Source organism: Chryseobacterium capnotolerans, from assembly GCF_021278965.1.
Taxonomy (GTDB): Bacteria; Bacteroidota; Bacteroidia; order Flavobacteriales; family Weeksellaceae; genus Chryseobacterium; species Chryseobacterium capnotolerans.
The window spans coordinates 4261074-4276876 of record NZ_CP065589.1; the positions used below are offsets into that span (position 1 = coordinate 4261074).

Below are 15803 nucleotides of genomic sequence, written 5' to 3' on the forward strand. Positions count from 1 at the left end.
CCCAGCCTTCATTCTTGATTTTAATTAAAAAAATCTATCTAATCACACAAATTCCTTCAATTTTCTTGGCTCATATTTTTCTACCAGCTCCGCAATCGCTTTGATATGCTCGGGTGTAGTACCACAGCATCCGCCAATAATATTAATCAATCCTTTTTCTGCATATTCTTTGATCTGTCTGGCCATATCTTCCGGCGTTTCATCATATTTTCCGAAGGCATTCGGTAATCCTGCATTCGGGTAAGCTGAAACATAGAATTCTGAATTATGAGCCAATGTTTCCAGGTAAGGTGTCAACTGATCTGCTCCTAAAGCGCAGTTAAAGCCAACACTTAACAAATTCAGATGAGAAACAGAAATCAAAAAGGCTTCAGCAGTCTGTCCGCTCAAAGTTCTTCCTGAAGCATCCGTAATGGTTCCTGAAACCATGATTGGGATTTTAATTCCTCTTTCTTCCTGAAGTTCATCAATCGCAAACAAAGCTGCTTTAGCATTAAGAGTATCAAAGATGGTTTCTACCAAAAGGATATCTGAACCTCCGTCTAATAAAGCCTCGCATTGTTGTTTATAAGCTACTCTTAATTCCTCAAAAGTAATAGCTCTGTAGCCTGGGTCATTCACATCAGGGCTTAAGCTTGCCGTTCTGTTGGTTGGACCAATTGATCCTGCAACGAATCTTGGTTTATCCGGAGTCTTAGCAGTGTATTCATCACAGGCTTTTCTGGCAATTTTTGCAGACTCATAGTTCAGGTCGTATACCAGCTCTTCCATATGATAATCTGCCATCGCAATGGTAGTTCCTGAGAACGTATTGGTTTCAATAATATCCGCTCCTGCTTCCAGGTATTTCTTGTGAACTTCTTCAATGGCTTGAGGCTGTGTCAAAGAAAGCAGGTCATTATTTCCTTTTACCGGATGCTCCCAGTCTTTGAAACGCTCGCCACGATAGTCTTCTTCTTCAAACTTGTAGCGCTGAAGCATGGTTCCCATCGCTCCGTCCAGGACGAGAATGCGTTCTTTGAGGGCTTTGTTTAGTGATTCTATATTTGTCATAGTGTGTATTGCTAATTTGATAGGACTTCGTTCTATCTTGGGGTTAAATCGCCCCGTTGGGGCTCTTGTCATTAGTCTAAAGCCTGCTTTAAGTCTGCGATAATATCGTCTACGTTTTCCAGACCTACTGAACAACGAACTAATCCTGCTGTAATTCCTACTTCGTTTCTTTCTTCGTCTGACAGTTTGGAGTGCGTTGTAGATGCCGGGTGAGTAACGATCGTTCTTGTATCACCTAAGTTAGCAGAAAGTGAACACATTTGTATCTTATCCAGGAAGTTTCTTCCGCCTCCTATTCCGCCTTTTATTTCAAAAGCAACAATATTTCCACCCAACTTCATCTGTTTTTTAGCTACTTCATAGTTTGGATGGGATTTCAGGAATGGATATTTTACCAATTCCACATTAGGGTGGCTTTCTAAAAACTCGGCTACTTTCAATGCATTTTCGCAGTGTTTTTCAACTCTGATTGCTAATGTTTCAAGGCTTTTTGATAATACCCATGCGTTAAAAGGAGACAATGCTGGTCCTGTATTTCTTGCGAAAAGATAAATTTCTCTGATCAGGTCTTCTTTTCCTACTGCAATTCCTCCTAATACTCTTCCTTGCCCGTCAATCAACTTCGTTGCAGAATGTACAACAACATCTGCACCATATTTGATAGGTTGTTGAAGATAAGGTGTTGCAAAACAATTATCTACAATAAAGATTAGGTTATGCTTCTTAGCAATTTGTCCGAAAAACTCCAGATCCAGGATTTCAATAGCCGGATTGGTTGGCGTTTCAAGATATAGGATCTTAGTATTGGGTTTTATATATTGTTCTACATTTTCTGCATCTTCTGCTTTGAAATAGGTAGTTTCAATATTCCATTTCGGGAAATACTTTGTGAATAAAGTGTGAGTAGATCCAAAAACCGACTGACAGCTTACAATATGATCTCCGGCACTTAACAAAGCCGCAAATGTTGAATAAATAGCTGCCATTCCTGTTGCAAAGGCATATCCTGCTTCTGCACCTTCCATTTTTGCGATCTTTTCGGTAAACTCAGATACGTTCGGATTAGAGAAACGACTGTACAGGTTTTTGGGTTTTTCTTCAGCAAAGCTTGCTCTCATATCTTCAGCATCCTGAAAAATAAAGCTGGAAGTAAGATATAATGGTGTGGAATGCTCATCAAACTGAGATCTCTCCGTCTGGGTTCTTATTGCTGATGTTTCGAAATTTTCCATATAGTTTTAATTGATATTACAATGTATCTTTATGATGCTTGTTCCAATGTTTAATCACGGTGTATTTGTTTTAAAATGGGTACATTTTTATAAATGCGATGTGATTATGTTTGATAGAATTTTATTCTATCCTTGGCTAAATCATCCCTTCGGGATTGATATCATTTGATACATTGTTGATTTATTTTGTACGATTATTTTGTTTCACTTAGTCTTAAAATATCACCGAATACTCCTCTTGCCGTTACCTGTGCTCCAGCTCCGGCTCCCATAATCACAATTGGGTTTTCACCGTAACTTTCTGTATAGATTTCAAAGATGGAATCTGAACCTTTTAGCTGTCCTAAGGCTGAACTTCCCGGTACAGAAACCAGTTTTACATCAAGCTGCCCTTTTTCTTCCTGTAGATTTCCATGAAGATCTCCTACATAACGTAATACGTGACCAGGCTCCTGGCTTTCTTTAATCTTCTGGTATTCTTCATCCAGCTCCTCTAATCTTGAAAGGAATTCTGATTTTGAAACATCAAGTAAGCTTTCCGGAACGAGATTTTGAATGTTGATATCTTCGAATTCATTGATTAAGTCCAGTTCTCTTGCCAGAATCAGTAATTTTCTCGCCACATCATTTCCAGACAAGTCTTCTCTTGGATCCGGTTCTGTATATCCTTTCTCTAAGGCTTCATTCACTATTGTGGAGAATTTATCATCTCTCAAAGAGAAATTATTGAAAACATAACTTAATGTTCCGGAGAAAACACCTTTAATTCTTGTTATATTTTCCCCTGAAAGATGTAATAATTTGATGGTATCAATTAGTGGGAGACCAGCTCCAACATTGGTTTCATACAAATAGCGTCTATTATTTTTGTTCAACGTATATCTTAGTTTTCTATATTCTTCGATAGGAAGAGTGTTGAAAATTTTGTTGGAAGAAACAAGGTCAAATCCATTTTCCGCTAATGCATGATAATTCTTAACAAAATCCTTACTTGCGGTGTTATCTACTACAATCAGATTCTCTAATTGATTTTCGTTGGAAAAATTAATCAGTTCCTCAACGTCTGAAGGATGTTCTGCTGTTAAAACCTCATCAGACCAATTACGATCGAATCCTTTTTTATTGAATGCTATTTTCTTTGAATTCGCTACTGCAACAACTTTCAGATCTACTTTTTTACGTCTTTTGATCTCTTCTGAAGATTCAAGGACCTGTTCAATTAATGTTTTTCCTACATTTCCATGACCAATAATTGCCAGATGAACGGTCTTCGGCTTTTTGAAGATCTCAGATTCTATAATGTTTCTTGTTTTTTCATCCTGTGAAGAAGTGACTACGATGTTTACTCTATTTTCACCAGCAACTTGATTTAAAAGCAATGGGAAAACATTGTTTCTCGCTAGTTCTGCAAAAACCTTATTGGAGTCTTCTGCTACAAAACCAATCACAGAAACATTGTTGATACTATATATTTGAGATACTTTTCCTGATTTTCTTTCTGCTTCAAATTCATCAATAAGACAAGCTACTGCTTTTTCAGCATCATTTTCGTGAACCAGAATAGAAATTCCGTTTTCAATGGCTTGCTGAGAGATTACTCCCACACTGATACGCGCTAAAGTAAGCGCTTTAAAAATTCGTCCGTCAATTCCGATTTCCCCTAAGAAATCTTCTCCTTCAAATTTGACAATTGATCTGTTCTTTAAAAATTTTATTTCGTTAGCATTTTTCATGACTCTATAAAATGTTTTTTATGATATTATTTAATTGTTGATATTCCATTAGGAAGGCATCATGCCCGTGTATAGATTGGATCTCGTGATAAGAGATATTCTCCTTTTTCTTTTTCAGATTCTCAAAACACATTCGGATTTCAGAAGCCGGGAAAAATAAATCTGTATCTACGGAGATCATGTGCATTCGTGCTTCTATGGTCTCCAGAGCTGTTTTATCAGTGTTGATATTCATCAGCAAATGATTCATCAGCTTATACGCTTGTAAACTAAACCTTTCGTTTAATGCGTTACCATGATAAACCAGCCAGTCTTCTGATTCTAAGCGTTGTTTCTCCTTATTGTATTGATTTTGAAATCTGTCATTAAGTGATTCCGGAGTTCTATAGCACAACATCGCATGGATTCTTGCTTTTTGTAATGGCTCTTCTTTATCATTTAATAAAAATTTCTGAACCAGGCATTGTGCATGAAGCCAATCATGAGTTCTGTAATCACAGGCGATGGGAATAAAAATTTCTGCCAGCTTAGGTTGTTTTGCTAACATTTCCCATGCAATCCCTCCCCCCAGAGAGCCACCAATAATGGCATATAGATTTGTAATATGTAAAGCTTCCAGCCCTTTCAGAAAGACATTGGCTATATCTGAAGGGGTAAAGTCTTCATAATCTTCAATTAAAAAATGATCGTATCCATTTCCAGGAATATTAAAACACAGAACTGTATATTTATGGGTATCAACGATCTGATTTTCTCCTACCAGCTGCTTCCACCAGCCTTTTTCACCGGATACATTTGAATTTCCGGTAAGAGCATGGTTGATTAAAATGATAGGGGCTGTAAACAGATCTTTCCCGAAAAGCTCATAGCTTAACGAGATATTGTATTCCTTTTGGGAATGGGTTTGATACGAAAGATTAATATAGTTTAGTTCTGTTTTCAATTCTATTATATATTTTAATACAATTGAAAATGCCACAGGAAATGGCTGAAAAGAACTTCAGTAAGTTATCTGTCCAAAATGATTTTGGTAGAACGTAGCACCTTCTTTGCTTGCGCAAAGGGTTGCTAAGGTTTCATAGGGTCTAATCCCTCAACCTTTCTTGATAACATTTTCAATATTTGAATGAACGAATGGTGCAAAGGTAGTTCTTTTCTTTTAAAATCAAAAAAAAATTAATTTAATATTTAAAAAAGCCCTTAAATACTAGTATCTCAAGAGTATATTAATTATTCTTCAGACAAAAACAATTGGAATTATTTTTCAAAAAAACTACCTTCGTATGGAAAAATGATGATATATGATCGCCGAAAAAGAAAGATTACAAGATACCAAATGGAAAAACTGGGGACCTTATGTAAGCAACCGGCAATGGGGAAATGTAAGAGAAGATTATAGCCCGGACGGAAATGCATGGAACCACACCAATCATAATAACGCAGAAAGTTATGCCTACCGTTGGGGGGAAGAAGGTATTGCAGGAATTTCTGATGTAAAACAGCTGTTCTGTTTTGCTCTTTCATTCTGGAATAAAAGAGATAAGATCGTTAAGGAGCGTTTCTTTGGTTTAAGTAATCCTCAAGGAAACCACGGTGAAGATATCAAGGAAATTTTCTATTACCTGGATAATACACCCACTCATAGTTATATGAAGATGGTTTATAAATATCCAATCAATGAATTTCCTTATGACGAGCTTGTTGCAGTAAACGGAAAACGCAGCAAACAGGAACCGGAATATGAGATTTTTGATACCGGAATTTTTGATAACGATGCTTATTTTGATATTTTCATTGAATACTGTAAAGCTGATCACAATGATATTCTGGTCAGAATAACAGTTTGTAACCGAAGTCAACAAGATGCACCCATAGTAGTAGCTCCTACTGTCTGGTTCAGAAATAACTGGAAATGGGGATACAATACCTATAAAGCTGACATGCATGCTTCTTATGACGGAAGTATTAATATTGAGCACGACAGTATTTCCATTAAGAAATTTTATTCAAGAAAAGACAATACACAAAGGGTATTCTGTGAAAATGAAACCAATACCCCAAAGCTGTATGGAGCTCCACAGGCAGAAAACACTTATTTTAAAGACGGGATCAATGATTTTATTATTCATCGCAGCAATACGGTAAATCCTGAAAAAGAGGAACAAAAGCTTCTTTTTTAATTGATGAAGTCATTGGTGCCGGACAATGTGAAACCTTTGAATTCAGACTTTGTCCTGAAGCCACTGCTGAACCTTTTGAAAATTTTGATGAGATTTTTACCACAAGACAGGCTGAAGCAGAAGAGTTTTATAATGAAGTTCAAAATGATACGACCAATGAGGACGAAAGGAATGTTCAAAGACAGGCTTTTGCAGGACTTCTGTGGAATAAGCAGTTTTATCATTACAATATTGGCAAATGGCTGAAGGGGGACCCGAATTTCGAGGCTCCGAGAAATTTTAACAACTATGTAAGAAATACCGAGTGGAATCATCTTCACAATAAGGATATTATTTCCATGCCTGATAAATGGGAGTATCCTTGGTACGCAACCTGGGATCTGGCTTTTCACTGTGTTCCTCTGTCTATCATTGATGCTGAATTTGCCAAGGGACAGCTTTTACTTCTTACCAAAGAATGGTATATGCACCCTAACGGACAGCTGCCAGCCTATGAATGGAATATGAGTGATGTAAATCCGCCAGTACACGCTTGGTCCTGCTTCAGGGTATTTAAGATTGATGAAAAAAATAATGGAAAACCCGATTTATTATTCCTTGAAAAAGTCTTCCAGAAACTTCTTCTGAATTTTACCTGGTGGGTGAACCGAAAGGATAAAAACGGAAAAAATATTTTCGGGGGCGGTTTCCTTGGGTTGGATAACATTGGAGCCTTTGACCGAAATATGGTGTTAGAGGATGGACAACACCTGGAACAGGCTGACGGAACAAGCTGGATGGCAATGTATGCTCTGAATATGATGCGCATTGCCATGGAATTGGCCCAATACTACCAGGTGTATGAAGATATGGCCATTAAATTCTTTGAACATTATCTTTATATCGCAGAAGCCATGGAAAATCTGGGTGAAGGAACGAAAGGTTTATGGAATGAAGAAGATGGATTTTTCTATGATGTTCTTCAGCTTGGAAATGGAAACAGTGTTTCTTTACGCTTAAGAAGTATTGTTGGATTAATCCCTCTATTTGCTGTAGAAATTGTAGATCACCGCCTGCTGGAAAAGATGCCGAACTTCAAAACCAGAATGGAATGGATTTTAAAAAATAAACCTGAGCTCACCAAACTTGTTTCTCACTGGGATGAAGAAGGCCAGGGAAGAAAACACCTGATGAGTATCCTTCGCAAGAACAGGCTGACAAAAGTATTATCGAGAATGCTTGATGAAAAGGAGTTCTTAAGCTCTTACGGAATCCGGGCCATGTCTAAAGTATATGAGGAAAATCCATTTGTATTCTCTGTTCACGGCCATGAAAATGTAGTGTACTATACTCCTGCAGAAAGTGACAGCAGAATGTTTGGCGGTAACAGTAACTGGCGTGGCCCTATCTGGTTCCCGATTAATTTCCTGATTGTAGAAAGTTTACAACGCTTTCATTATTATTACGGGAATAGCCTGAAAGTAGAATTCCCAACAGGAAGCGGTGAAAAGAAAAACCTGGATGAAGTGGCACAGAATATCAGTAAAAGGCTTTGTTCTATCTTCTTAAAAGATGAGCATGGGCAGCGAGCCTTTAATGGTGGAAATCCAAAGTTCAATTATGATGAGCATTTCAGAGACTATATCACCTTCTTTGAATATTTCCATGGAGATAATGGACGTGGTGTAGGTGCTTCTCATCAGACTGGATGGACGGCTACTGTAGCAAAACTGATAAAACCAAGGCTTACCTTCTAATGAGTAATAGGTAATGAGTAATAAAAAAAACCGGATTTTTCATCCGGTTTTCTTTTTGTATATATATTTTTTGCCTAAAGTCTATGTTCCCTTTGTGGTAAGAATTTTTAAACCACATACATAGTTCTTAGAATGTATAATGTTTATAAACTATTTTATTGATGCATTCATTCGTGGCCAAATAAAAAATGAGGCTTGAAAGCCTCACTATAGTTTTAAATCTTTTCTCCGTTTACAAATACTTCGTACCCTATTTCTACATTAGGTTCTAATGTTTTTGATACGGAACAGTATTTTTCAAAAGATAATTCTGCAGCCTTTAAAGCTTTCTTTGGATCAATTTCTCCTTCTAAAAGAAACTTCACCATAATAGATTTGAAAGGTTTAGCATCATCCACCTGAACTCTCTCGCCCTCTACTTCTGCCTGGAAACTTTTGATTTCCTGACGTTGTTTCTTTAAAATAGAAACTACATCTATTCCGCTGCATCCTGCTACTGCCATCAGTACACTTTCCATTGGAGAAACTCCTTTAGCTCCCGGTTGAGAGGTATTATCTAAAAGGATCGAGTTTCCCTGACCGTTGGTACATTCAAATAAAAAATCGTCGTTGATTCTATTAAGTATTATTTTCATTATTGCTTATTGCTTATTGCTTATTGCTTATTGCTTATTGCTTATTGCTTATTGCTTATTGCTTATTGCTTATTACAAAATTATAAAATTCCTCTGGCTTTTATCTCCAAATATTTATTGATAACGTCAATATTCAAATTCTCAGGAAGAGTATATACCGTGTAAATACCATACTTTCGGAGTTCCTGAATAATCAGTTTCTTTTCAAATTCAAATTTTTCAGCAACGATCTCATCATAGATTTCCTGCATACTTTCAGGGTTCTTGTTAATGAGAGTTTGCAATTCGGAGTTTTTGAAGAAGACTACGACCAGCAAGTGGTTCTTGGCAATTCCACGAAGATATTTTAGCTGACGGTTTAATCCGTCCAACGTTTCGAAATTGGTAAATAAAAGAATCAGGCTTCTCTGATTGATAGAGTATTTTACATCCTGGTATAATCTATTGAAATCACTTTCAAAGAAATCTGTTTTAATATTATAAAGGGCTTCTGATATTTTCTTAAGCTGCCCGGATTTATTTTCGGCGGCTATTTTATTTTCAGCTTTTTTCGAGAAAGTCATCATTCCTGCTCTATCTCCTTTTCTTAGAATAATATGAGACAGAGCCATGGTTGCATTGATGGAATAATCTAAAAGACTTAATCCTTTAAAAGGCATCTTCATCGTTCTTCCTTTATCAATCAGCATAAAAATACGCTGTGATTTTTCATCCTGAAATTGATTTACCATCAGGCGATTGGCTTTAGAAGTCGCTTTCCAGTTAATCGTTCTGATATCATCTCCCGGAACATACTCTTTGATTTGCTCAAATTCCATAGTATGTCCCAGCTTTCTTACCTTTTTGATTCCGCCCAGCAGAAACTCACTCTGCAAAGCCATCAACTCATATTTTCTGAGATGGATAAAAGACGGATAAGACGGTAGCATTGCATCTTTCTGGAAATTAAATCTTTTCGAAACAAAGCCTAATGGTGAGGAAGCATAAATATTCAGGCTTCCAAAATGATATTCTCCTCTTTCCTTAGGTTCTAAACTATATTGGAAGAATGTATTGGCACCAGAGTTAATCGTCTTTTTAATCAAAAAGTCTCTCTTTTGAAACTGAAACGGGATTTCGTCAATGATCTTGGTGGTGATTTTAAAGCTATAATTATTTTTAATATCAATCTTTACAAAATTTTCATCGCCATTGGACAATTTTTCCGGTAATATTCTTTGTGCCTGTACTGCATTTTTTTGATTAAAAATCAACAAATAGTCAACCATCACTGCAAGAAAGCAGAGTAATAGTGCAATGTGGCCTACCCACATCAGCACCGGAAAGAAAAATGCCAGCACATACAGAATCCCCACTCCAATGAGTGTAAAGAAGAAACGGGTATTGATGTATAAGTTTTTCATTGTTTAGATGGCAAGTTGTAGATTATAGGTTTTAGAAGAAATCTTTACCTATCACCTATCTAGGAATTTCTATTCCTTCTAAAATTTGACGGATAATTTCATCTGCGGTAAGCCCCTCCATTTCTCTTTCCGGAGAAACGATCACTCTGTGTCTTAATACGGCATAACTTGCCTCTTTGATATCTTCCGGAGTTACAAAATCTCTTCCTCTCAATGCAGCAAACGCTTTGGAAGCGGTAAGAAGTGCCAATGAAGCTCTTGGTGATGCTCCCAGATACAGAAATTGGTTTTCTCTGGTATTGATAATAATTTTCGCGATATATTCCATCAACTGGGATTCTACGATGATTTCCTTTACCAAATGCTGATATCCTTTCAGCTGTTCTGCTGTGATCACACGATTTACACCTTCTGTTTTATCTTCTTTTTTGCTTTCATGCTGATTTTTAATGATCGTAATCTCCTCTTCAAGATTAGGATACCCTACATTGATTTTGAATAAAAAACGATCTAGCTGTGCTTCAGGAAGCCTATATGTTCCTTCATGCTCTATCGGGTTTTGGGTTGCGACCACCAGGAAAGGTTCCTCCATAATATAGCGAGTCCCATCCATTGTGATCTGTCTTTCCTCCATCACTTCAAATAATGCGGCCTGGGTTTTCGCAGGCGATCTGTTGATCTCATCAATTAATATAAAGTTGGAGAAAATAGGTCCTTTTTTAAACTCAAATTCAGAGTTTTTTACACTAAAAACTGAAGTACCCAGGATATCTGAAGGCATCAAATCCGGTGTAAACTGAATTCTGCTGAAACCTACATCAATGGTTTTTGCTAATAGCTTTGCAGTAATTGTTTTTGCAACTCCGGGAACACCTTCAATCAGAACATGACCGTTTGAAAGTAATGCTGCAAGAAGATGTTCTATCATGTTCTCCTGTCCTACAATAACTTTTCCTATTTCGGCTTTTACTTTATCAAGACTTGCACGAAGCTCAATCATATCAATTCTCGACTGGAACTGATCTTCGTTTTTATTAAGGTTTATAGAAGATTGATTTTCTATGTTTGGGTTATCTGGATTTTCCATAATTTTTTATTTTGGGTTTGATAGGACTTCGTTCTATCTTTGGCTAAATCATCCCTTCGGGACTCTTATTTTAATATCTCGTCTAATAATTTATTGATTCTCGTCAGGTCTTCTTTCATCACACTGGCATATGGATCCTGTGCTCTTTTGATAAGGTTAATGGCTTCATTAATCATTTCTGTAGGCTTTCCTGTTTTCAATTGTAGCTTCTTGGCAAATTCTTCATCTAAGTTTTGAGTATCAATCAGAAGATCTATCCTTACTTTATTCAGAAAATATTGAGCTTTTTTAGCCATCATATCATGAAAATCACCTTCCTGAAGATAAAGATTTCCAATACTTTTTACAAAATCCAATGATGTATTTCTCAATGGTTCTATAACGGGTACAATTCTCTGTTTTCTTCTGGCATTAAATAAAATAAAAAGAATGAGTCCACCCAGGAATACCCACCATGCATATTTCAATGCCGGGTTTCCTAATACAAACCTCATGAAGAAACGTGAAGTTTTGGTATTATTTTCCACAAACCAAATGGTTTCTCTATCCTGAAGATAAGAAAATACATCCTGTACATATTTTACATTTCCGGGCTTCAATAGATAATAATTGGTAAGAAAAAGCGGCTCATTATGTATGAAAAATTTTCCTTTTCCAAATTTCACTTTAATAAAGTTAGCCTGATCTGTGTTTTTCTTTTCTACTGTTTTCCCTAGAACTTCTACTCCCGGTTTGATAAATGAAAAACCTCTTCCGGAAGGAAATTTATCCAGTTGAATAAAATCATTCTGATATTTCTTATCGGTAAGCTTCAGCACATTTTCCTCTTCAAAAGAAATTTCTGAACTATGAAACCCAATACTATCCGCAATTTCCTTAGGTATACGATGCATGATCAGCATAGCATCAGAACCTTTAGATACCTGATCCATGATTTTCTTCCAGGACTCGGAATCCATATCCGTTTCAATGATGACAATATTATGAGCTTCTTTTTGTTGCTGGCTATAATATTCGTAAGGAGCACGATCGATTTTCTTTAGATGTGTTTTAAAAAGATCTTTAGCTTCATTATTAAAAACAAAAAGACCAAATGGAGACTTCTCATTAATATCAAAGTTTTTGCGCCAATCTGTAGTCTCTTTTTTATTCACTTCAAGCAACGCCAAAATAACCATCACAACGATGAAGATCACAGCATATATTCTGAAAGTCTTATTCATGGTTAATCGGGTTATGGTTTAAATGCCTGGTATTGATTTTTAAATTTCTGATAACTCTGTTCATCAATTTTGAACTCTCCATACCATACATAATCGAAAATGTAGGAAAGATCAGAGAATTCACTTTTAAGGTGGGTAGCTTTTACTTCTGCTACATAATCTTTATTGGTTTTTTCAGGATTCCAGTTAATTAGTTTTTTATCACTTAATTTTTTAAGAATGAACAAGAACTGATAACGGACAGCTGAGCGGTAATCTCCTGTAAGTTCAAATTTCGCAATACTTTCAGGAAAATTGATTTCATGGATATTTTCATGCAGTTCCTCTACATTCAGAGCGAGCTTTTTATTCTTTTTACCGAATATAAAGTTCCCATCTTTCCCAAGAATATATTTGATGATAAAATAAAGAAGAAAACCAACCAGAATAATCGCAAAAAGACGAATAAGCGTTCCTGTTAGTTCTGAAGATTTTGCAAAAACCGTTTCTCCAAAAATACTTCGTAAAATACGGTCTACTTTTCTCAACAACTTTTGCCAAAAGGATTCTCTGGGCTTTGATACCGAATAATCATACTCATTTCCTTTATATCTCGACGGAATATCTTTCTTAAATTCTTTGGAATAGAGTTCATTTTTCTGAAACCGGATTCTTCTTCAATACAGAATCCGCCGGCAGCATATTGTGATAATGGCCTGTTGTATACAGCGAATCTTCCATATAATCTTCATCCTGAGCTTTCATAAAGCTTAAGGAGAATACAAATAATATGAAAAAAAGAGCCTTATTCATTGATCCCAATCGTATCTATTTCTTCAAGTTCTATTTTCTGATGAAGATCTGTCCTGCTGTCATAATACATCAATCCGGCATTCACATACAAAAGGTTGGAAAGGAAGAATGAAAGCAGCATTGAAATTCCATAGAATACAAAAAAGCAATTCCAAAAGCTCCTGTAAAAGGGTTTTGCTCAAAATTTCCATCCGGAGAAGTTGTAAGTACGGAGCCATAGAAAAAAATCATCGGAATATAGGTGAAGACAGAGCTGACAATGGTTGTAATGATAAACATTACAAATGCTCCACCCCAATATTTCCAATAAGGAGACTTTTCGCTTCCATTAGGGTAGGAAAACTGGGAACGGATAGAATAACTTAAGCTTTCCATGAAGCCTCTGCCGGAATTAAAATAATCATACATCAGAAATGTAATCACATTAAACAATGTAGGATATACTATCATAACAAGAAAGATCCCAATAAGCACAAATATCAGAAGGTAAGAAAATCCTATTACAAATAAAGACAAAGGTGCTACAATAAATGTTATTCCCAGGCAAAGTTTAGCAATCCTACCTGCATTTTTTTTGAAATCACCTAAAATTTCATCGGTCTTTATATTGTTTGCTCCACCCGCAATTCTTTTCAGATAAAAGACAGGATACAAATAATTGATAACCGCCAAAATCATAAAAAGCAGAAAGGTAAGAATTCCTACTCCAATCAGCATCCCGGCATTCTCTGAAAAATAACGTTCAAAGTAATAGGAATCTCCATTTAGGTTGGAGCCAAAAATCTGAGAAAAAAGCTCTTTATATCCGAAAATAAAAACAGTTACCATTAAAATCAACAGCAAACCGTTAATCAGGATATAGTTTTTAAAATAATTTTTCCCGTATAATTTGAAAAAGTTGAAACTATCACTAATGAAAGTTCCAAAATCTCTTTTTTTATAAAATTGTATCATGGATGTGTTTATTAGTTTTTTTATTGACTATTGAAGGATATACAAAATAATAGAATCCTATAATGGCCAGTGATCCCAGAATAATAATCAGATTCAGGAATATAGGCATTTTTAAAGCATGTCTTGTAACATACCCTTCAATAATTCCTGCACAGATTGTGAAAGGAACTGTACTTAAAAATATTTTAAAAGAATCTTTAAATCCTTTTTTAAAAGAATTAAATCTAGAAAAGGTTCTCGGGAACAGAATAGATGCTCCTAAAATCAATCCGCACATTGCTTCCACCACCATAGCGAAAATTTCAAATACTCCATGAAGCCAGATTCCTCTGGCACTATCTTTCAACGCTCCATAATCATAGAAGAAATATTGAAAAGAGCCTAACATGACACTATTGGAGAGCAAAGCAAATAAAGTTCCCACTCCGCCGGCGATTCCGTAGATGTATAATTTAGCCCCAACCTGGATATTGTTGAAAATAATCCCAATGGTGGTCCCCCACGTTGTTCCGCTCTGGTAAACACCTACTGCATTATTCTTTTTGATATTTTCGATGGTTTCGTTTACATAGCTTTCTCCAAGAATAATATTCACAAAATCTTTATCATACATGGCAGAAAGCACTCCTATCGAAGTAAAAAGAACAAAAAACAGGAAAGCATACAACAGATATCTCCGATACTGATACACCAGCAGCGGCACTTCTGTTTTAAAGAAATACAAGAGCCTGTTCTCCTCTACTCTTTTCGTTTTATAAATCTTTTGAAAGATCTGGGAAGATAAGTGATTCAGATAAACAGTAGTATTGCTTTTAGGATAGTAAGTCTGTGCAAAAGAAAGATCATTGATCAGATTAATATACAACGAAGACAGGTCATCAGGATTTTTTTTATTTTCCCATCAATAACCTGTTCTATTCCCAACCATTTTTCTTTATTTTGTTTAATAAAATAAACTTCTCTCATAATTGTAAGGCTAAAATAATAAAAAATATGTCTCAGATCGCGATAAATACCTCACAAAATGTAAATATTAACTTCAATACGGCAAGTGTTGGAGAAAGAATGCTTGCATTTATCATTGATCTTCTGATAAGGGTTGCTTACATTGTCATTGTTCTTTATTTGTTTTTCAATATACTGGATTTGGGATATTTACTGAATGGTCTGGATAATTGGTCTGTAATGGCCGTTTACATCATTCTTACGTTCCCTACCTATATTTACCCCCTTGTTTTGGAAAGTTTAATGGAAGGACAGACTCCAGGGAAAAAGCTCATGAAAATCAGGGTAGTAAAGATTGATGGATATCAGGCTAGTTTTGGAGATTATATGATCCGTTGGGTATTCAGAATGATTGATGTTTCCTTTGCCGGAGTGGTAGGTTTAATTTCAATGATTGTTTCCAAAAACAATCAGCGTTTGGGAGATATTGCTTCCGGAACGGCAGTGATTTCTCTAAAAAACAATATCAATATTTCTCATACTATCCTTGAAAATATCAATGAGGATTATGTACCTTCATTTCCTCAGGTAATTGCATTAAGTGACAATGATATGAGAATCATCAAAGATAATTATACTAAAGCTGTGAAAGCTGGTGACCGTCAGATTATCAGTAAACTTTCCGACAAGATCAAAAGCATCCTGAAACTGGAAATAGATCCTACAAAAATGACGGAAAAGCAGTTTATTAATGTTATTATCAAAGACTATAATTATTATACTGGGAAGGATAATTAATACGCTGTCAATAGTCAATTTTGCTTCGCAAG

Annotated in this window: 12 protein-coding genes, 2 pseudogenes and 1 riboswitch; of the genes and pseudogenes, 2 read left to right on the plus strand and 12 right to left on the minus strand. The window is 35.9% G+C overall.

What is annotated here, in order from left to right; all coding sequences use genetic code 11:
* Nucleotides 1-42: 42 nt before the first annotated feature.
* The 4 genes from H5J24_RS20450 to H5J24_RS20465 all read right to left on the minus strand — a co-directional run bounded on the left by H5J24_RS20450 (nucleotide 43) and on the right by H5J24_RS20465 (nucleotide 4961).
* A complete protein-coding gene (locus H5J24_RS20450) occupies nucleotides 43-1053 on the minus strand; it encodes a homocysteine S-methyltransferase family protein (RefSeq protein ID WP_068940187.1) in 1011 nt (336 codons plus the stop codon).
* 71 nt (nucleotides 1054-1124) lie between these two features.
* Nucleotides 1125-2285 (minus strand): O-succinylhomoserine sulfhydrylase, encoded by a 1161-nt coding sequence (locus tag H5J24_RS20455; RefSeq protein WP_068940188.1) that lies wholly within the window; start codon nucleotides 2283-2285, stop codon nucleotides 1125-1127.
* Nucleotides 2286-2479: 194 nt separating this feature from the next.
* Complete coding sequence (locus tag H5J24_RS20460; protein ID WP_068940190.1) at nucleotides 2480-4018, minus strand: ACT domain-containing protein; 1539 nt, start codon at nucleotides 4016-4018, stop codon at nucleotides 2480-2482.
* A 4-nt stretch (nucleotides 4019-4022) separates the two neighbouring features.
* A complete protein-coding gene (locus tag H5J24_RS20465; RefSeq protein ID WP_068940885.1) occupies nucleotides 4023-4961 on the minus strand; it encodes an alpha/beta fold hydrolase in 939 nt (312 codons plus the stop codon).
* 62 nt (nucleotides 4962-5023) lie between these two features.
* Nucleotides 5024-5131, minus strand: a riboswitch (SAM riboswitch).
* Between the two features lie 188 nt (nucleotides 5132-5319).
* On the opposite strand from H5J24_RS20465, the pseudogene H5J24_RS20470 reads away from it, so the two are divergent.
* Nucleotides 5320-7934, plus strand: a pseudogene (locus tag H5J24_RS20470) (MGH1-like glycoside hydrolase domain-containing protein).
* Nucleotides 7935-8149: 215 nt separating this feature from the next.
* Here the strand turns inward: H5J24_RS20470 and H5J24_RS20475 are convergent.
* From H5J24_RS20475 to H5J24_RS20510, 8 genes and pseudogenes are all read right to left on the minus strand, one after another.
* Nucleotides 8150-8569, minus strand: coding sequence for an OsmC family protein (locus H5J24_RS20475; protein ID WP_068940194.1), 420 nt, complete (start codon nucleotides 8567-8569; stop codon nucleotides 8150-8152).
* An 80-nt stretch (nucleotides 8570-8649) separates the two neighbouring features.
* On the minus strand, nucleotides 8650-9972 hold the full coding sequence (locus H5J24_RS20480) for a DUF58 domain-containing protein (protein ID WP_068940196.1): 1323 nt from the start codon (nucleotides 9970-9972) through the stop codon (nucleotides 8650-8652).
* Between the two features lie 55 nt (nucleotides 9973-10027).
* Nucleotides 10028-11059 (minus strand): AAA family ATPase, encoded by a 1032-nt coding sequence (locus H5J24_RS20485; RefSeq protein WP_068940198.1) that lies wholly within the window; start codon nucleotides 11057-11059, stop codon nucleotides 10028-10030.
* Between the two features lie 65 nt (nucleotides 11060-11124).
* Complete coding sequence (locus H5J24_RS20490; protein WP_068940200.1) at nucleotides 11125-12282, minus strand: hypothetical protein; 1158 nt, start codon at nucleotides 12280-12282, stop codon at nucleotides 11125-11127.
* 11 nt (nucleotides 12283-12293) lie between these two features.
* Nucleotides 12294-12809 carry a DUF4129 domain-containing protein gene (locus H5J24_RS20495; RefSeq protein WP_232815817.1) on the minus strand — a complete coding sequence of 172 codons (516 nt, stop codon included), beginning with the start codon at nucleotides 12807-12809 and terminating at the stop codon, nucleotides 12294-12296.
* 103 nt (nucleotides 12810-12912) lie between these two features.
* Nucleotides 12913-13074: a hypothetical protein gene (locus tag H5J24_RS20500; RefSeq protein ID WP_232815818.1), complete on the minus strand. Its 162-nt coding sequence runs from the start codon at nucleotides 13072-13074 to the stop codon at nucleotides 12913-12915.
* An 81-nt stretch (nucleotides 13075-13155) separates the two neighbouring features.
* Nucleotides 13156-14028 carry a DUF4013 domain-containing protein gene (locus H5J24_RS20505; protein WP_232815819.1) on the minus strand — a complete coding sequence of 291 codons (873 nt, stop codon included), beginning with the start codon at nucleotides 14026-14028 and terminating at the stop codon, nucleotides 13156-13158.
* A pseudogene (locus tag H5J24_RS20510) lies at nucleotides 14012-14994 on the minus strand (stage II sporulation protein M). The gene H5J24_RS20505 and the pseudogene H5J24_RS20510 overlap by 17 nt, the downstream one beginning before the upstream one ends.
* A 27-nt stretch (nucleotides 14995-15021) precedes the next feature.
* On the opposite strand from H5J24_RS20510, the gene H5J24_RS20515 reads away from it, so the two are divergent.
* Nucleotides 15022-15771, plus strand: a complete 750-nt coding sequence (locus H5J24_RS20515) for an RDD family protein (RefSeq protein WP_068940207.1) — start codon at nucleotides 15022-15024, stop codon at nucleotides 15769-15771.
* Nucleotides 15772-15803: the final 32 nt, after the last annotated feature.